The sequence below is a fragment of the Nitrospirota bacterium genome, assembly GCA_016212215.1.
Lineage (GTDB): Bacteria > Nitrospirota > 9FT-COMBO-42-15 > HDB-SIOI813 > HDB-SIOI813 > JACRGV01.
The window spans coordinates 18814-36793 of sequence record JACRGV010000145.1; the positions used below are offsets into that span (position 1 = coordinate 18814).

Annotated in this window: 14 protein-coding genes and 2 tRNA genes; 13 read left to right on the plus strand and 3 right to left on the minus strand. The window is 41.8% G+C overall.

From position 1 onward, the window contains the following. Positions 1 to 19: 19 nt before the first annotated feature. A complete protein-coding gene (locus HZA08_13280) occupies positions 20 to 1540 on the plus strand; it encodes a leucyl aminopeptidase (protein ID MBI5194397.1) in 1521 nt (506 codons plus the stop codon). A gap of 80 nt (positions 1541 to 1620) precedes the next feature. Here HZA08_13280 and HZA08_13285 read toward each other — a convergent pair whose 3' ends face one another. Both HZA08_13285 and HZA08_13290 read right to left on the minus strand, forming a co-directional pair. Next, the gene (locus HZA08_13285; GenBank protein ID MBI5194398.1) at positions 1621 to 1821 is read right to left on the minus strand and encodes a cold-shock protein; all 201 of its coding nucleotides are present in this window, start codon (positions 1819 to 1821) and stop codon (positions 1621 to 1623) included. 179 nt (positions 1822 to 2000) lie between these two features. Continuing rightward, positions 2001 to 3923: a polysaccharide biosynthesis protein gene (locus HZA08_13290; protein ID MBI5194399.1), complete on the minus strand. Its 1923-nt coding sequence runs from the start codon at positions 3921 to 3923 to the stop codon at positions 2001 to 2003. 387 nt (positions 3924 to 4310) lie between these two features. On the opposite strand from HZA08_13290, the gene HZA08_13295 reads away from it, so the two are divergent. The 9 genes from HZA08_13295 to HZA08_13335 all read left to right on the plus strand — a co-directional run bounded on the left by HZA08_13295 (position 4311) and on the right by HZA08_13335 (position 10557). Then, positions 4311 to 5114: a TIGR02757 family protein gene (locus HZA08_13295; protein MBI5194400.1), complete on the plus strand. Its 804-nt coding sequence runs from the start codon at positions 4311 to 4313 to the stop codon at positions 5112 to 5114. After that, positions 5107 to 6504, plus strand: coding sequence for a glucose-6-phosphate isomerase (locus tag HZA08_13300; protein MBI5194401.1), 1398 nt, complete (start codon positions 5107 to 5109; stop codon positions 6502 to 6504). The genes HZA08_13295 and HZA08_13300 overlap by 8 nt, the downstream gene beginning before the upstream one ends. Positions 6505 to 6717: 213 nt before the next feature. After that, complete coding sequence (serS, locus tag HZA08_13305) at positions 6718 to 7986, plus strand: serine--tRNA ligase (GenBank protein ID MBI5194402.1); 1269 nt, start codon at positions 6718 to 6720, stop codon at positions 7984 to 7986. Between the two features lie 69 nt (positions 7987 to 8055). Then, positions 8056 to 8142 (plus strand) — tRNA-Ser (locus HZA08_13310). A gap of 82 nt (positions 8143 to 8224) precedes the next feature. Next, a tRNA-Ser gene (locus HZA08_13315) sits at positions 8225 to 8317 on the plus strand. 50 nt (positions 8318 to 8367) lie between these two features. Next, complete coding sequence (locus HZA08_13320) at positions 8368 to 8919, plus strand: DUF2155 domain-containing protein (protein ID MBI5194403.1); 552 nt, start codon at positions 8368 to 8370, stop codon at positions 8917 to 8919. Between the two features lie 9 nt (positions 8920 to 8928). Continuing rightward, entirely contained in the window at positions 8929 to 9627 is a 699-nt protein-coding gene (locus tag HZA08_13325; GenBank protein ID MBI5194404.1) for a gamma-glutamyl-gamma-aminobutyrate hydrolase family protein, read from the plus strand. 67 nt (positions 9628 to 9694) lie between these two features. Beyond that, positions 9695 to 9919 (plus strand): hypothetical protein, encoded by a 225-nt coding sequence (locus HZA08_13330; GenBank protein MBI5194405.1) that lies wholly within the window; start codon positions 9695 to 9697, stop codon positions 9917 to 9919. A gap of 92 nt (positions 9920 to 10011) precedes the next feature. Next, a complete protein-coding gene (locus HZA08_13335) occupies positions 10012 to 10557 on the plus strand; it encodes a cytochrome c3 family protein (GenBank protein ID MBI5194406.1) in 546 nt (181 codons plus the stop codon). Positions 10558 to 10718: 161 nt separating this feature from the next. On the opposite strand, the gene HZA08_13340 is transcribed toward HZA08_13335, so the two are convergent. Further along, complete coding sequence (locus tag HZA08_13340) at positions 10719 to 11000, minus strand: hypothetical protein (GenBank protein MBI5194407.1); 282 nt, start codon at positions 10998 to 11000, stop codon at positions 10719 to 10721. Between the two features lie 122 nt (positions 11001 to 11122). Here HZA08_13340 and pruA point away from each other — a divergent pair, with 122 nt between their 5' ends. The 3 genes from pruA to mnmG all read left to right on the plus strand — a co-directional run bounded on the left by pruA (position 11123) and on the right by mnmG (position 17556). Next, complete coding sequence (pruA, locus tag HZA08_13345) at positions 11123 to 14113, plus strand: L-glutamate gamma-semialdehyde dehydrogenase (protein MBI5194408.1); 2991 nt, start codon at positions 11123 to 11125, stop codon at positions 14111 to 14113. Continuing rightward, positions 14114 to 15490 (plus strand): tRNA uridine-5-carboxymethylaminomethyl(34) synthesis GTPase MnmE, encoded by a 1377-nt coding sequence (mnmE, locus tag HZA08_13350; protein MBI5194409.1) that lies wholly within the window; start codon positions 14114 to 14116, stop codon positions 15488 to 15490. A 179-nt stretch (positions 15491 to 15669) separates the two neighbouring features. Next, a complete protein-coding gene (gene mnmG, locus HZA08_13355; GenBank protein MBI5194410.1) occupies positions 15670 to 17556 on the plus strand; it encodes a tRNA uridine-5-carboxymethylaminomethyl(34) synthesis enzyme MnmG in 1887 nt (628 codons plus the stop codon). Positions 17557 to 17980 lie beyond the last annotated feature (424 nt).

Genomic DNA, 17980 nt, shown 5'->3' on the forward strand with positions numbered 1-17980 from the left:
AAGACATGGGGAGACACGGATGGATACGACGGATACTAGGCTTACTGTAAAAAGAGGGAATGTTTTAAGGGAAGAGGTTGATGCGATAGTAGTGGGGATACACGAAGATGGTTCTGACCTGAGTCCTGTTGCAAGAGAGATAAATCAGTTAACCGGCGGCGCCATAGATAGTGTACTGGAACGAAAAGGATTTACCGGCAAACCTGAACAGATTGAACTAATCAATACCGGCGGTGTAATAGCTGCGCCGTTTATTTTTCTATGCGGTCTTGGAAAGGCTGAAAAGACCGGACTTGAACAGGTTCGCCAGGCAATGGGCAGGGTTGCCGTACGTGCACGGGATAAAGGGTTTAAGACCCTTGCTACCACAACAGGGGCATTTAGTTACAAACTGGAAAATATATCCATAAAAGATATTTCATGCGCTGTAACAGAGAGCGCTTTTCTTGCCCTATACCGGTTTTTAAAGTACAAGGCAAAGGATAATTCTAATATCAAAAATATTGAAGAACTGAGGATAGTAGAGGAATCTGATACCCTGAAAGAAGCAGAGAAAGGGACAACCCAGGGAAGGGTAATCTCGGAGGCTGTTAATTTTTCAAGAGACCTCATTAACCATCCGGCCAATGACATGACACCAACAATCCTTGCAGAAACTGCGGAGAAGATTGCAAAGGCATATAAGATTAAATGTAAGGTCCTTTCAAAGCCGCAGATTGAGAAGCTTGGGATGGGTGCCTTTCTTGGTGTTGCAAAGGGGAGTCAGGAGCCGCCAAGGTTTATAATTATGGAATATAACGGTGGAAAGAAGGGTGAGAAGCCGGTTGTGCTTGTTGGAAAATCCATCACATTTGACAGCGGTGGTATTTCCATAAAACCGAGTGAAGGTATGGGTAAGATGAAATATGATATGGCAGGAGGGGCCATAACATTAGGTGTGATGAAGGCAACAGCGATGTTAAAACTTCCGGTGAACCTCGTTGGGCTTCTACCTGCTACGGAAAATATGCCGAGCGGGACTGCAAGCAGGCCCGGAGATGTCCTACGCACAATGAATGGATTGACGATTGAGGTAATCAGTACTGATGCCGAGGGCAGGCTTGTCCTTGCCGATGCCCTCTATTATGCAACAAGATATAAACCGGAATGTATAATAGACATAGCAACTCTAACAGGGGCATGTGTTATAGCACTTGGAAATCATGCCGCAGGAATGTTGGGCAATAATAAGGAGTTGAAAGATAGCATCATTAAGGCAGGCGATGCCACATGGGAGCGGGTGTGGGAGATGCCGCTCTGGGATGATTATTTTGAGCAGATTAAAAGTCCAATAGCAGATATGAAAAACACGGGCGGAAGAGAGGGCGGGGTTATGACAGCCGCCGCCTTATTAAGCAAGTTTGTTGAAGATTATCCATGGGTACACCTTGATATTGCGGGTGTGGCATGGTGTGATAAGGAAAAGGCTTATACTCCAGTTGGCGCATCAGGAATTGGTGTTAGATTATTGGTACAGTATTTATTAGATAGCATTGCTTGACGAGAGACCCTTCGACAAGCTCAGGGTGACATACTTATGTGTGCCCCGCTTTACTTAACAGCGGGGCACACAGCCATGCGTTATATTTTCACTACATTTTTTGCATGAACACCTTTTGGGCCATCCGACACTTCGAATTCTACCTCCTGGCCTTCGCCGAGGGTTTTAAATCCGTCGCCCTGAATTGCGGAAAAATGTACGAACACATCCTCGCCATTTTCCTGTTCAATGAACCCATAGCCCTTTTTGTCATTGAACCATTTGACACGACCTTTTGGCATTGCCTACAACCTCCTTTTCTCCAAAAATAAAAAACCGCAGAGGCCTGGAACTATCCTCTGCGGTCACCTATGGCCATACAAATATGGAAAAATACTACATCTCCTGCTTTGCTGCATGCGTATTTTTTTATCACATATTAATATATATCGTCAAGAAAAAAATTATTTTTAGTTGATTGTTAGTTCTCTGATAAATCTATTGAATCTAAAGGCCCTTCATCAACTACTTTTGTGTAATCACCATTAGTATAATGATTAATACACGTTTGCTGATACGTTGGGACTATATCCTTAATTCTTTCAATTATTAATTCTTTGTTTCCTCCAAGGGCATGAATCTTCAGATCTATCAATTTACTAAAAAACCTTTTTGAATCCATTTCATCATAATTTGGGGTTGCCATAAATATCTTTTTATGAGAAGTATTCAACATCTTTTCATCTTTCTCAAACAGTTCTTCAAAAAGTTTTTCTCCAGGCCTTAGTCCTGAAAACGCAATCTTTATATCCTTTCCTGGAACTAGTCCTGACAATGTAATCAGGTTTTTTGCCAGGTCTACAATCTTTACAGGTTCACCCATGTCAAGTACAAAAACCTCTCCTCCGTTTCCTATATATGCTGCCTGGAGCACCAACTGTACTGCCTCAGGGATGGTCATAAAGAATCGTTCAATATCAGGATGCGTTACTGTTATAGGCCCGCCTTTTCTGATCTGTTCCTTGAAAAGCGGAACAACACTTCCATTGCTGCCGAGTACATTACCGAACCGCACTACAATAAATCTTGTGTCACTTTTTCTGTTAATGTGTCTTACAATCATCTCTGCTATCCTCTTGGAGACACCCATCATGCTGGTCGGATTAACTGCCTTATCAGTTGATATCTGGACAAAGGTTTCAACACCAAATTGATCAACCATCTCAACAAGATTCCATGTTCCAAGGATATTATTTTTTACACTCTCCACGACGTTATCTTCCATTAATGGGACATGTTTGTATGCAGCAGCATGAAATACAATCTCCGGTTGGTATTTCTTAAACTTCATGTAAAGCCTGTTTACATCACAAATATCACCGATAACAGCGCTGAAAAAGTCCCTCGAATGTTTTAAACCGAGTTCGAGGTCAATCTGGTAAAGCCCATTTTCATTACGGTCATATAACACAAGGTGCCGCGGGTTGTTTTTTAATATCTGCCTGCATAGCTCTGAACCTATAGAACCTGCAGCCCCTGTTACAAGTACCCTTTTTCCGCAAACAAGGTCTTTTATGTTTTCAGAGTTTACTCTTACAGGTTCTCTGAACAAGAGGTCTTCTACTGATATATTCCTTATCTGATTAACCGAAATATGGCCTGAGATAACATCTTTCATACTCGGAAGGGTCTTTAGACTTATGTCATGTTTTTTACATTTATTCATTATAGTCCTCATCTGGGCAGGTTTTGCAGAAGGGATGGCAATAATGATTTCAGAAGGGCTTACTTTTTTTATAATGTTGTTCAGATCTTTTCCTGTACCGAGTACAGGTACTGAATGTATCCCAAGTCCGGCCTTTTTTTCGTCGTCATCTATAAAACCTACCGGCAGGTAGTTATATACAGGATTTTTAAGCATATCACGAACGAGTAATTCTCCGGCATCTCCTGCCCCATATACCAGAACCGGTTTTCTATCCATAAGACTAAACCTGTTCTTTTCTCTGATTAACCTGGTTATAAGCCTAATTCCACTCATGTACCCAATCAGTAATATGCAGTCAAGGATAAGTACTGAACGTGGATATAGATATAATCCCATGATAGGATAAAAAGCCAGGCCGGTAATAGCCGAACTAAGTACAACCCCTTTTATTATCTGGGAAAGGTCCCTGACACTGACATAACGCCAAAGTCCTGCATTAATACCAAAAAAATGAAACGTAATAATCCTTATCCCAAGGATAACAGGCAGGGTGAATCCAATGAGATTAAAATATTCAGCCGGTACTGCCAACTCAAACCGGAGCAGATATGCTGATAGGTTAGCAATAATTATAAGCAGCAGATTAATGCCAAGCACTACTATCCTGCGGTACTTCAGGAAAAAGGCAGTGAGCATGGTTATAGGTCTCCTATGATTATTGTTGGTTATATCTTAATAATGCTTTTGCAACTAAATTGTATATGTTTGAGAGATTAGACCGCTAATTGTATAGCATAATTCAGTAAAAATATAAAGGCTAATTTTCAAAACCTCAATCCTGTAGCTGATTCCATCAAATTCCTGTGCATTAGCAGTTCAGATATGTTATAAATATCTGGGATATGATGCAGGCAGAAGAAGTAAGAAGTTAGAGGTTAGAAGCAAGAAGTTAGAAAGAAAATTATTATGCAAATTCCCTCCCCTTCAAGGGGAGCATGAAAATCAGCGGGACAAGAATGTCCCGCCTGTCCTTATAGAAATGGATAGGCGGGGTTTTCTTACCCCGCCGGAGGGGATTTTAGTATGAAAGAAATCTTTGAGAAACTGTATGACCTTCCTGTTCTGACAACACGAATCAAGAATGATCCGATAGAGTTTCCACATCTTTATACTGACAGCAGGGATATAGAAATTGCAGGTTTTATTGCATCATCACTTGCATTCGGCAGGATTGAACTCTTTAAGCCGGTGATAAGGAAGGTGCTTTCATTCGCAGATAACAGGTGTTTGTATGATTATGTAATCGCCTTTGACCCTGATACTGACGGTAATTCTTTTGATACGCTCTACTACAGGATGTGCAAAGGAAGAGACATAGCCTGCATGATTTTCATCTTAAGCTCAGCCTTAAAAAAATATGGGACTATAGGAAATCTTTTTTATTCCTGTTATGATGCATCAGATAACATAAAAGGGGCATTACAAAGATTTGTGGATGTACTAAGAGATATTGATACTGCACCTGTCTATGGTAAAAATATCCGTCCACGGGGTCTGCTTCAGTTAATACCCTCTCCTCACAATGGCGGGCCATGTAAACGGTTAAATATGTTTTTAAGATGGATGGTTCGTCCCAAGGATGGCATTGACTTTGGGCTGTGGAAATATATTCCTCCGTCTGCCCTGATAATCCCGCTTGATGTGCATATTGGCCGTATATGCAAGAACATGAAAATGACAGAGAGAAAATCAGCAAACTGGGCAATGGCAGAGGAGATTACAGATAAATTCAGAAAGATATCACCTGATGACCCGCTTAAATATGATTTTGCAATCTGCCATCTCGGCATAACCGGTAAATGGAAGGAGGTATTGTTTAATGAGTAATAAAGAGGTGCACATTGATTTTAATTTTATGATGAAGGAACACATCGGTGATGATTCAGGTATCAGCCCTGAAGATATTGACTCCCTGCAGGACGAGGCAAACAGGATACACCGGGAACTAAGAGAGAAGAGGGAGAAAAAAGAGGTCGCCTTTTTTGACCTCCCCTATGAAGACACCTCTGCAATAAAACATACGGCAGAAGACATTGCAGGGAAGTATGATAATTTCCTGCTTCTTGGTATAGGCGGTTCTGCACTTGGGCCTATTTCAATTCACAATGCCCTGCATACTTCCTTCTATAACCGGCTTGATTCAGAAAGAAACAGCAGACCTAAGATGTATTTCCTCGATAATGTTGACCCTGATGAGACAGCATCATTTCTGAAGGCGATTGATATGGAAAAGACCGCTGTTGCAGTTATTACTAAGTCCGGCAGTACGGCAGAGACAATAGCAGGGTTTCTTATTTTTCTCGATGCAATAAAGAAGTCCTGCGGCAGTATTGATCCCTCACAGATAATTGCTATCACTGATCCGGTAAGCGGAATACTCCGTAATATCGCAGAGAATGAAGGATACAGGTCTATTGAAATAGCCCCGGGTGTCGGTGGGAGGTTTTCTGTACTGACGGCTGTAGGACTTCTTTCTGCGGCCATATCAGGTATTGATATTGATGAGCTGATGGCCGGTGCCGCAAGTATGGATAAGCGATGCAGTAATCCTGATATATGGACGAATCCTGCATATATGAAGGCAGTCATGGAATTTCTGTTCAATACACGTCAGGGGCGAAATATTTCAGTTATGATGGCGTATTCAGAGGCACTTGGGAGCATGATAGAGTGGTTTGTTCAGCTTTGGGCAGAGAGCCTTGGTAAGAAGTTCAGACTTGATGGGGCAACTGTGTTTACCGGACAGACTCCGGTAAAGGCAGTCGGTGCAACGGATCAACATTCGCAGATCCAGTTGTACATGGAAGGGCCGCATGATAAGACCATTACCTTTCTGAGAGTCGGGGAGTTTAATAATGAAGTACGGATTCCCAATGCGTTCTCAGAGATAGGAGGGATAAGTTATCTGGGAGGTCACACCATGAATGAGCTTATCAATGCAGAGCAGAAGGCTACGGAGGTTGCACTTGCAAAGGCAGGCAGGCCGAACTGCCGTATAGATATACCTTTTATCAACCCATTTACAATAGGCCAACTGTTCTACATGTTTGAGGTGCAGACCGCTTTTTCCGGAGGACTATACAGGATAAACCCATTTGACCAGCCTGGAGTTGAGGAAGGCAAACGGCTTACCTTCGGTATGATGGGCCGGAAGGGGTTTGAAGAAAAAAAGAAAGAGATTGAAAGTATAAAGATTAACAGCAGATATGTGATTTGACTATTTTCTCCCTCAATGTTAGATTAATCTGTTTTTCATCCTTCGATAAGCTCAGGATGACAGACTTGGTGTCATGGTGAACTATGTATCATAAAGGACAATAAAACCCCACCCTCACCTTAATCCTCTCCCTGAGGGAGAGGAAATTTCCCTCCCCGACATTGGATGGGGGAGGGTTAGGATGGGGATGGGGTAACTCTGGATAAACACACTATGCTGAACATAGAACTTGTTAGAAAAGATTTAAAACTTGTGGAAGACGGCTTGAAAAAAAGAGGGGACAAGAGTGACCTCACTGCCCTCCTCAACCTTGATGAAAAACGCCGCATCATCTTAAAGAAGATAGAGGAATTACGTTTCCAGAGAAACAAGGCATCTGAAGAGATTGGGCGATTAAAGCGTGAGGGTAAATCTTTTGAAGAGATATTGTCTCAGATGAAGGGTGTTTCTGAGGAGATAAAGAAATTAGAAGAAGAGATAACTATTGTAGAGAATGAAGAGAAAGAAATATTACTCACAGTACCTAATTTGTCCCACGAGTCTGTGCCTGAAGGAAGGGATGAAAAGGCAAATCAGGAAGTCCGCAGATGGGGAGATATTCCTAAATTTTATTATGGACCGAGGCCTCACTGGGAGATAGGGGAAGACCTCGGGATCATAGATTTCCAACGGGCATCCAATATTGCAGGGGCAAGGTTTGCACTGCTCAAAGGAAAGGGTGCACTGCTTGAGCGTGCATTGATCAACTTCATGCTTGACCTTCATACTTCAGAACATGGATATACTGAGGTACTGCCGCCATTTATGGTAAATAAACAGTCAATGACAGGCACAGGTCAACTGCCTAAGTTTGAAGATGAATTATTTAAGGTGGAGAGGGATGGGTTTTACCTTATACCAACGGCTGAAGTACCTGTAACTAATATACATCAGGGAGAAATCTTGCAGGAAGAGGCACTTCCATTGTATTATACTGCATGGACTCCTTGTTTCAGGCGTGAGGCAGGGTCTTATGGAAAAGACACAAGGGGACTTATCAGACAGCATCAGTTTAACAAGGTAGAACTGGTAAAGTTCAGTAAGCCGCAGGATTCTTATGATGAATTAGAGAAGCTGACCAACAATGCAGAGGAGGTATTAAAAAGGCTTGGGCTTCCTTACCGTGTTGTGCTTCTCTGCACAGGTGATATGGGCTTTTCATCTGCAAAGACTTACGACATAGAGGTATGGCTTCCCGGACAGAATACTTACCGTGAGATATCCTCATGCAGTAATTTTGAGGACTTTCAGGCACGCAGGGCTGACATAAGATATAAGGCCGGTAAAGGTAAGACAGAGTTTGTTCATACATTAAATGGTTCAGGGCTTGCAGTCGGCAGGACACTTGTGGCAATATTAGAAAACTATCAGCAGGAAGATGGAACAGTAAAAGTACCGGAAGTGCTGAAACCGTATATGAGAGGATTAGAAAAGATTGAATGATGTTAGAAGAGTTTCTGATGTTATTCGTTAATAGTTATATGTTATAGGTACATTGCAAAGCAATGTCTGGGAGGGGTGACCGAGTGGTTTAAGGTGGCGGTCTTGAAAACCGTTGTGTGATGAGCACCGTGGGTTCGAATCCTACCCCCTCCGCCATGCTGATTTTGGAATGTGGAATTAGGAATGTGGAATGTATAGAAGATTTAATTCCTAATTCTACAGTCCGCAATGATTTAACGGAGAGGTGGCCGAGTCGGCCGAAGGCAGCTGCCTGCTAAGCAGTTGTGGGGGTAACACTCCACCGTGGGTTCGAATCCCACCCTCTCCGCCAATAAAATTGTTATCCGCAATTTTCACCAATCAGGAGGGTAATAAAGTACAATGAAAAGCAGATTTTCTATTTTAATATCACTTGCATTAGTTTCTTTAATAGGCATTACTTCGTGCGCTAAAAAAGAGGAGCCTGTTCCTCCAACTCCGCCGCCGCCTTCTTCACAGCAGATGCCGATGGGAATGCCTCAGCAGATGCCGGAAATGGCAGGTCATAATGATGTACAGATGCCTAAGGCAGAAGATATGAAAGTTATTGTTCCAGATAACATTAAGGCAAAATGGAAGGCTGTCAGATTAACAGTCAGGGATAAAGAGACCAATTCTGCAAAAGAATACACCGTCGCACTTCATAGTAAGATCGCTGTTCCAGGTTCTAAGATAGAAGTAGAAACAGGAGACTTTCTGCCGGATTTAAAGATTGACGGTAATATTTATGCTACTGAATCACACGACCTCCTAAATCCAGCGGTACATGTGTTTGTAACAGAAAATGGTAAAGAGATTTTCAAGGGATGGTTATTCCAGAAGTTCCCGGACATTCACCCCCTTAAACATCAGAAGTTTGCTATTACTTTAAAAGAACCGTTAACGACTTTATAACTTAAAAATATGTCGGAATTTCTTGTACTTCAGCATATAGAATGTGAAGACCTCGGCACTATCGGACCGGCGATGTCCGTCAGAGGAATAGGTGCGAAATATATCAGACTATTCGATGGCGAACCGGTTCCACAGGACATTGAACAATATTCAGGGCTCATAATTTTAGGTGGCCCTATGAATGTCTATGAAGAAGATGAATATCCATATCTCAAGTATGAAGATGTGCTGATAAAAAAAGCAATACATAAAGGTTCTCCTGTGCTTGGTATTTGTCTTGGAGGACAACTGATTGCAAAGGCAACAGGGGCAATGGTAAAAAAAGGTGCGAAAAAGGAGATAGGGTGGTATAAGCTCAATCTCACACAAGGTGGAAAAGAGGACAAGGCATTCGGCAGACTGCCTGAAGAGATTACGGTTTTTCAATGGCATGGTGATACATTTGATATTCCGCAAGGTGCAGAACATCTTGCCGGCTCAGAACTCTTCTCTAATCAGGCTTACAGAGTCGGCAATAATGTTTACGGCCTTCAGTTTCATCTTGAGGTAACAGAGAAGACGATTAACAAATGGATTGCAGAGTATCAGGATGAGTTAGCAGCACTTGATTATATTGATGCCGATCAAATCATTAAAGATACTTCTATATATATAAACAACCTATCTAAATATGCAGAAATATTTTATGATAAATTTTTTCCCATATAGAATTCCGTTAACATTGGTCTGTTAAAGAAGAAAAACACCATACCGATAAAATAACCAACAAAACAGAATGAATCACCTGCTGATTCGAGGAGAAATGATGCTTAAACCTGCAACTGAAAAAGAAAACTTAGAAGAAATATTTTTTACTGATGAATTATACTGTAATTTTTGCGCGGACATGAACAATAAAGCCAACGTCGGTAGTGAATCCGCTTTAAGCGTGCCGCCGTGTAACAAATGTACCGGACTTATATATGCAATAAAATCTAAGGTATATTTTGTTGTAAATTAATCTGTTATAAATAATATCTGTTACCTGCTTAACCAATTTTACAATTTCCGGTTAAATTGACTTTATAAACAGCTTTCTGTAAACTTATCCCCATGTTAGAAAAAGGCCATCATTGTCTTGATGCTATTAACGTTCTAATAGTTATTACGATATTTTTCTCATTTTATTTGTTGCCTGATTTTGCAAGGAGTATCTCTCCTGCGGATATATGTCCCAAACATAATGTTTCAACAGGTGAATTCACTGCATGTTATTATTGTCATAATGCTGAGACCCAGGATGAACCTGGGTTTATTGTTAATACTGACAGCAGGTTTTGCCTTAGTTGTCACGATGGGTCAACAAAAGAGATGTCAATGCATGCTAATCTTGGAAGCCTTGCAGATAGAATATCAAAGCCTGCCTCTGCTATAGGTCAGAAGGGCGGTGTTGATCATCCATATTCAGTGAGTTACTCAGAGGCAAGAAATATCAGCAGTACATTAAAGTTGAAAAGTATTCCAACCGCCCCGGTAAAATTATTTAATGACAAAGTGGAATGTGCGAGTTGCCATGATTCGCATAGCTGTAATAATCCATTATTTCTCCGCATTAAAACCGATAGAAGTGCTCTTTGTTTAGCCTGCCACGAAATGTAAGCTGACGTTGAAAAACGCGGGGTACCTATTGCGACGAAGTCAATGCAATGGGTCTACGGCGTCAGGACTGCGGGTTCTTCGCCTCAACGTACGGGAAGTACGCCTCGGCTCAAACCCTTGTCCTTCCTTGCACATGGGCATTTTTGAACGTCAGCTTCTTATTAGATGATTATTCGTTTCATCCTTGCTGAGTTCTGCAAAACAACCATTGCCTGATGAAGACGCTGAAGCCTTAAATTCCTTTTTCTTATTCCGGCCTGGTCATGGAATGGGAACTTTTCAGTTCGGATTGTGGTTTGAAGTTTCCGTAAATGATTATGTAATTCTTTATAAACATCACTTGAAAAATCCTTGAGGATAAGAGGATTTAAATAGAGAAACCCATCTGAAATATCTGAAGCAACAGCAGCAAGACTCTTCCCCCGTATCTGGTCTTCCGGCATAGTGCAGTAAAATTAACATGACAGATTATTAAAGGTCAAGCGATTGAGTTGGTATTATATCTATCTAAGAGAGACCTGTTGTAATTGAATCAGTATTTAAATAAGTTTATAATCTTTTTGATATGAATAATAACCGTGAAAACAGGATAAGGGATATTGGGCAGGAAATATATACCCATGCAATATCTGATACACCTTCAGCCTTTGATAAAAAGAGGTGGGAGGGGAGGATATTGGAATGGGCTATGAAAGATGAATCTTTTAAGACGCAGCTTTTCAGATATGTTGATGTATTTCCATCATTAAAGAGTGATGCATCTGTAATGCGGTTATTTAAAGAATATTTTTCTGATTACAATGAAGACGCCTTTAATAGTTTCGGGGGTGTTTTTAAAGCCGGTATACGGCACATACCTGAAACAGGACTTATGAGTAGGTTAACTGCAAAAGTCATAAGATCAAATATTAAACATATTGCCGGTCAGTTTATAACAGGGAACAATCCTCAGGAGGCCGTGCCTGTCATTGAGGGCATTAGGAATAACGGCTATGGCTTCAGCATATATATGCTTGGTGAGACGGTAGTTAGTGATAAGGAGGCAGAAGCTTATGTAGAAGGGTATTTGAGACTACTGGATACACTTCCGCAATTAAATATTTCCATTAAGCTATCTTCCCTTTATTCTCAACTTGACCCTGTTGACTGGGAAGGGTCAGTAATAGGTGTTAAGAATAATCTCAGGACTATTTTAAGAAAGGCTCTTCAACATAATGTTCCGGTTACCTTTGATATGGAGCACCACTATTATAAAGACCTCCTGATTACTATCTTCAAAAATATTCTTGAAGAAAATGAGTTCAAAAATTATAACCTTGCCGGCATTGCTATACAAGCCTACCTCAAAGACTCCATTGAAGACATCTATTCATTATTAAACTGGGCAAGGGAAAATGGCAGGGTTATTACAGTCAGGCTGGTTAAAGGGGCATACTGGGATTATGAACTTGTATCCAGTGACCGGAATGGATGGCCTGTTCCTGTATTCCTTAATAAGGAAGAGACTGACTATAATTTTGAAGACCTTACCAGGATTCTATTGGAGAATACAGATGTTATACGGCCGGCCATCGCAACTCATAATATAAGGAGCATTGCCAATGCAATAGCCGTGGCTGAAGGGCTTGGTCTGTCCTCAGATGCGTTTGAGTGTCAGATGCTATATGGAATGGCTGAACCAATCAGGAATATTGTAAAGAACATGGGTTATAGAGTACGGGTATATACACCTGTCGGTGAAATGATTCCCGGCATGGCATATCTCGTAAGAAGACTCCTTGAGAATACATCCAATGAATCCTTTTTAAGGAGATCGTTTGTCGAAGGCGTTTCCTTTGAAGAACTGATAGCCCCCCCTAACCCTCTTCCGCAAGCTGAGAGGGATGGAGATTCCCCCCCCTTCAAGGGGAGGGGCAGGGTGGGGATGGGGTTCTGTTCCGATAAACCCTTCACCAACACTCCCCTCACAGATTTTTCTAAAAGAGAAAACAGGGAAAAGATGCGCACCTCTTTGCAAAAGGTGCGGGGTGAATTTAACAGAAAATATCCCCTTATTATTGGGGGAAATGATGTATGGACTGATGTTGAGATTATTTCTCTTAATCCGGCAGCACCGGAAGAGGTGGTCGGCACGGTGTCTTCTGCAGAACCAACAGACGCAGACAGGGCTGTTGAGATTGCAAAGGATGCCCGGATAAAATGGAGAAATGTACCGCCTGAAGAGCGTGCATCTATTCTTTTAAAAGTTGCAGAGAGATTGGAAAAAGAGAGGTTTGACCTTTCAGCCCTTGAGATATATGAGGTAGGGAAGACATGGCAAGAGGCGGATGCTGATATAGCCGAGACCATTGACTATATGAAATATTATGGGTCAGAGATATTACGTTTAAACTCCGGAAGTCTTGGGGATTTTGCCGGTGAAACAAATGAGTATATATACAAACCAAAGGGTATCGGGGTTGTAATATCTCCATGGAACTTCCCTCTCGCAATACCTGCCGGTATGGCAACAGCCGGAATTGTTGCAGGAAATTGCGTAATACTTAAACCTTCCGGACTTTCTCCTGTCATAGGATACAGGCTTGTTGAAATATTCAATACAGCCGGACTGCCTGAAGGTGTTTTTCAGTTCCTGCCCGGTTCAGGACAGGTTATTGGAGAACACCTTGTAAAGCATCCTGACATAGATTTTATCGCATTTACAGGCTCTAAAGAGGTCGGTCTTAAAATTATTGAGTCAGCAGGAAAGACGGGGTCTGGGCAGAAGAATATAAAAAGGGTCATTGCTGAATTGGGCGGGAAGAATGCAATTATAATAGATGAGACAGCGGATATTGACGAGGCAATTACAGGGGTTCTTGAGTCTGCTTTCGGATTTCAGGGGCAGAAATGCTCTGCTTGTTCAAGGGTGATTGTTATTGAAGGTATTTATGATGCTTTTCTTAAAAGGTTCAGGGATGCTGTATCAAGTATAAAGATTGGGCCTGCTGAATTGCCGTGTAATTTTATGGGACCGGTAATAGACAGGAATGCGCATAGAAAGATAAGTGAATACGTAGAAACAGGGAAACGAGAAGGTTCTATATTTATATCCCATCCAGAAATTGAAATAACGGGAATGGGTATAGCGGAGTATGGACAAGGGGATTCTTATACTAAAGAGTCCGGTAACTTTATCAGCCCTGCAATCTTTACAGACTTATCACCTGATGCACAGGTTGCAAGGGAGGAGATTTTTGGACCAGTGGTATGTGTACTAAAGGCCTGTGATATTGATGATGCGATTATGATTGCGAATTCAACAGAATATGCCCTGACCGGCGGTATCTTTTCAAGGAGTCCGGTCAATATTACAAAGGCTCGGGAAGGATTCAGTGTCGGCAATCTTTATATTAACCGTGGGATTACCGGCGCGCTTGTAGGCCGCCAGCCGTTTGGAGGATTTCGTATGTCCGGCATAGGCTCAAAAGCCGGGGGGCCTGACTATTTATTACAATTCATGAATCCGGTGTGCATAAGTGAGAACACGTTGAGGAAAGGGTTTGTGCCGGGGTAAATGGTTATTCAGGAAGATACAGTCTGTGCAATCGTTACACCGCAGGGCATTGGTGGGATAAGTGTTATACGGCTTAGCGGAAAAGATGCGATTGCAATAGCATCAGGACTTTTCAGGACGAAATCCGGGAAGTCACTTACCGAAGCCATTACCCATACTATTCATTACGGATTTATTATAGACCCTGTATCAGGGGAGAAGGCAGATGAAGTTATGGTGAGCGTTATGAGGTCACCAAACAGTTTTACCTGTGAGGATGTTGTTGAAATAAGCTGTCATGGCGGGCTGTTAATTACATCTAAGATTCTTGAGATATTCATAAAATCAGGGGCAAGACTTTCTGAGCCGGGCGAGTTTACAAAACGTGCCTTTTTAAACGGCCGTATTGACCTTACACAGGCTGAGGCTGTAATTGATGTTATTAATGCAAAAACAGAAGAAGGCATAAGGTCTGCGATCAACCAGTTGGAAGGCAAATTATCCAAAGAAATCAATATGTTGAATGATGAGGTTGTCAGTGTCTTGGCTAATATTGAGGCCTTTATTGATTTTCCAGAAGATGAGTTAGATATTCCTGTTGATGCCCTAACGAACCGTATCAGCTTTGTTAAAAACAGGATAGAAAACCTTATAGAAGGTTATTATAGATTGCGGCCTTTCAGGGAAGGCGTGCTTACTGCTATTGTGGGTCGTACAAATGTCGGCAAATCAAGTCTCCTGAACACCCTCCTTGGAGAGGAGCGAGCTATTGTTACACCACATCCCGGAACAACAAGAGACATTATAGATGGGACAGTAAATATTAACGGTATACTGCTGAGACTGTTGGATACCGCAGGCTTACGTACTACGATAGATGCTGCGGAAGAAGAAGGTATTAAAAGGATGTATAAAACCATAGATACCGCAGAGCTTGTCCTGCTTATACTTGACGGCAGTGAACCCCTTACTGAAGAAGATAAAAATATTATTGAATATACACAAAACAAGAAAAGGGTCGTTGTTATTAACAAAATTGACAAAGGAAACGTTCTTGCAAAGGTACCGGATATTAAGAATTCTACATTGGTACAGACCTCGGTTATTAAAGAAGAAAGCATTGATGAATTGAGGCAAATAATTAAACAAACTATAACCGGCATAGATACTGGAAAAACAGCAGAAACTTTTGTTACAAACCTCAGACACAAGAATGCACTTGAGTCCGCAAAAAAAGAGTGTGAGAAGTTTACAGAGGCGAGTGAAGAAAGATTACCGCTGGAAATCCAGGCACTGCACCTGCGAAAGGCAGTAGATTTATTTGGAGAGATAACAGGTGTAGTGACAACAGAGGACATTCTTAATAAGATTTTCAGCGAATTCTGTATCGGAAAATAATGTTCCACGTGGAACAATAAGGAAGGGTTCGAGGGGTCAAGTGGATAGTGAGAAGTTAACCGCTCAAGAGATCTAATCTCACAATAGGAAATGAAAATTCCCTCCCCTTCAAGGGGAGGGTCAGGGTGGGGATGGGGTTTAGGGTGACCCCTTGACCCCTGACAAACAATTAGGAGCACATGTCAATCTCAACTTATGATGTTATCGTTGTTGGTGCCGGTCATGCGGGTTGTGAGGCGGTGCTTGCCTCTGCACGTATGGGATGTAAGACACTGCTTTTAACGATGAACCTGGATAATATTGCTTTGATGTCCTGCAACCCTGCTGTAGGGGGGATTGCTAAAGGTCACCTTGTCAGGGAGATAGATGCGCTTGGTGGAGAGATGGGGAAGGTGACGGATTCGGCCGGTATACAGTTCCGGATGTTGAATACAAGCAAGGGGCCTGCTGTCCAGGCCCTAAGGGTTCAGGCAGACAGGAATTATTATAAATCTGTTATGCGGACTGTTCTTGAAGCGGAGAAGAACCTGAATATAGTACAGGGTATGGTTGATTCCCTTCTTATAACAGAGGGGGCTATCAGGGGTGTGAAGACAAGCCTTGGTATTGAGTATCATGCAAAGGCTGTAATACTCACTACCGGGACATTTCTTAATGGGTTAATTCATATCGGCTTAAACAACTATCCTGCAGGCAGGGCAGGGGAATTTGCTTCATCAGATTTGTCAAAAGATTTGGAGGAGAACGGTTTTACCTTGGGTAGACTTAAAACAGGTACTCCCCCAAGATTAAATGCCCGGACTATAGATTTTAGTATTATGACAGAACAAAAAGGTGATATACCTATTACCCCGTTTTCATACACCACCGGAACAATCGTAAGACCGCAGATGTCCTGTTATCTAACCTATACCTCCAATGTAACCCATGAAATTATAAGGAAAAATCTTGACAGGTCTCCTCTTTATGGAGGGGTTATAAAGGGGACAGGCCCCAGATATTGCCCTTCTATTGAAGATAAGATAATGAGGTTTTCTCATAAGGAAAAACATCAGGTTTTCCTCGAACCGGAAGGCTTTGATAGCATTGAAATCTACGCCAACGGTATTTCGACAAGCCTTCCTGCTGATGTACAGCTTGACATAGTGAGATCAATACAAGGTCTTGAAAACGCTGAGATTATGCGGCCTGGGTATGCCATAGAATATGACTTTATCCCGCCCACACAATTAAAGCCGACACTGGAAACAAAAATAATTGAGGGACTGTATAATGCAGGTCAGATTAATGGTACTTCAGGATATGAAGAGGCAGCAGCACAGGGGCTTATGGCCGGTATTAACGCAGCCTCAAAAATTCAAGAGAGAGGGCCGTTTATACTCAACAGATCAGAGGCATATATAGGTGTGTTAATAGATGACCTTATTACAAAAGGGACTCAGGAACCATACAGAATGTTCACATCAAGGGCAGAGTACAGACTCCTCCTCAGACATGATAATGCAGACTCAAGACTTACAGAAAAGGGTTACAACATAGGGCTTATATCTCAGGAAAGTTTTGAATTATTTAAAGAAAAGAGAAAGTCGGTTGAGAATGAGATTGTTCGGCTGAGAAATAAAAGGGTAGGGATGGGGTTATTTTCGGTTAACGATCAGACAGTTAAAACAGGACAAATCTTACCTGATACAACCTTGGCCCACCTGCTCCAGCGTCCCGAGATAAATTACAAAATCATAGAAAAAATATCCCCGCCTGCTCAGACCATTAGTGAAGAAGTTAAAAAATCTGTGGAAATAGAAATAAAATACGACGGATATATTAAACGCCAGCTTGAGCTGGTTGATAAATATAAGGATATGGAAAATAAACAGATCCCTCCGGATTTTGATTACACATCAATATCAGGGCTTTCAAGGGAAATTGTTGAAAAACTTGATAAAATAAAACCGGTTTCACTCGGACAGGCATCCCGAATTTCAGGCATAACCCCGGCAGCAGTATCCATTATTGCCATTACCATAGCCAAAATCGCCAGAGAGAAAAAGTTCCACGTGGAACAATAAGGCAGTGAACAGTAAGCAGAAGTGAGAGGCAAGAAGTAAGATTGCTGATGAACTTTCATGAGCGAGGCGCTCACAAAGGGGAATGAAAATAGTAAGCAGTGAGAAGTAAGCAGTAAGCAGTAGATCCAAGTCTTTATCTGCTAACTGCTTAACGCTTACTGCTTACTTGAGGTTATTTTCGGATGAACCCACATGAGCCTTCGGCTCACAAAGGATGATGAAAATGAGGCCCCCTCACCCGGATCCCCCCTCCTGCCTCCCCCCCGCAAAAGAGGGAGTGTAGGGGTGTCACCTCTCACATTATATTATTAAAATACCTTTCTTTTTTTCACAATCTTTTGTATAAATGATTTTCTTTATCAGAATAAATTAATCAGATCAGTTTAGAATAGGTTAGATTGGATTGAATAGGAGATAAACAGAG

What these genes read in the sequence shown, in the direction of transcription:
- mnmE (MBI5194409.1), top strand. Translation starts at nt 14,114, where the DNA reads ATGGTTATTCAGGAAGATACAGTCTGTGCAATCGTTACACCGCAGGGC.
- HZA08_13320 (MBI5194403.1), top strand. Translation starts at nt 8,368, where the DNA reads ATGAAAAGCAGATTTTCTATTTTAATATCACTTGCATTAGTTTCTTTA.
- HZA08_13335 (MBI5194406.1), top strand. Translation starts at nt 10,012, where the DNA reads ATGTTAGAAAAAGGCCATCATTGTCTTGATGCTATTAACGTTCTAATA.
- mnmG (MBI5194410.1), top strand. Translation starts at nt 15,670, where the DNA reads ATGTCAATCTCAACTTATGATGTTATCGTTGTTGGTGCCGGTCATGCG.
- HZA08_13290 (MBI5194399.1), bottom strand. Translation starts at nt 3,923, where the DNA reads ATGCTCACTGCCTTTTTCCTGAAGTACCGCAGGATAGTAGTGCTTGGC.
- pruA (MBI5194408.1), top strand. Translation starts at nt 11,123, where the DNA reads ATGAATAATAACCGTGAAAACAGGATAAGGGATATTGGGCAGGAAATA.
- HZA08_13295 (MBI5194400.1), top strand. Translation starts at nt 4,311, where the DNA reads ATGAAAGAAATCTTTGAGAAACTGTATGACCTTCCTGTTCTGACAACA.
- HZA08_13330 (MBI5194405.1), top strand. Translation starts at nt 9,695, where the DNA reads ATGAATCACCTGCTGATTCGAGGAGAAATGATGCTTAAACCTGCAACT.
- serS (MBI5194402.1), top strand. Translation starts at nt 6,718, where the DNA reads ATGCTGAACATAGAACTTGTTAGAAAAGATTTAAAACTTGTGGAAGAC.
- HZA08_13285 (MBI5194398.1), bottom strand. Translation starts at nt 1,821, where the DNA reads ATGCCAAAAGGTCGTGTCAAATGGTTCAATGACAAAAAGGGCTATGGG.
- HZA08_13280 (MBI5194397.1), top strand. Translation starts at nt 20, where the DNA reads ATGGATACGACGGATACTAGGCTTACTGTAAAAAGAGGGAATGTTTTA.
- HZA08_13300 (MBI5194401.1), top strand. Translation starts at nt 5,107, where the DNA reads ATGAGTAATAAAGAGGTGCACATTGATTTTAATTTTATGATGAAGGAA.
- HZA08_13325 (MBI5194404.1), top strand. Translation starts at nt 8,929, where the DNA reads ATGTCGGAATTTCTTGTACTTCAGCATATAGAATGTGAAGACCTCGGC.
- HZA08_13340 (MBI5194407.1), bottom strand. Translation starts at nt 11,000, where the DNA reads ATGCCGGAAGACCAGATACGGGGGAAGAGTCTTGCTGCTGTTGCTTCA.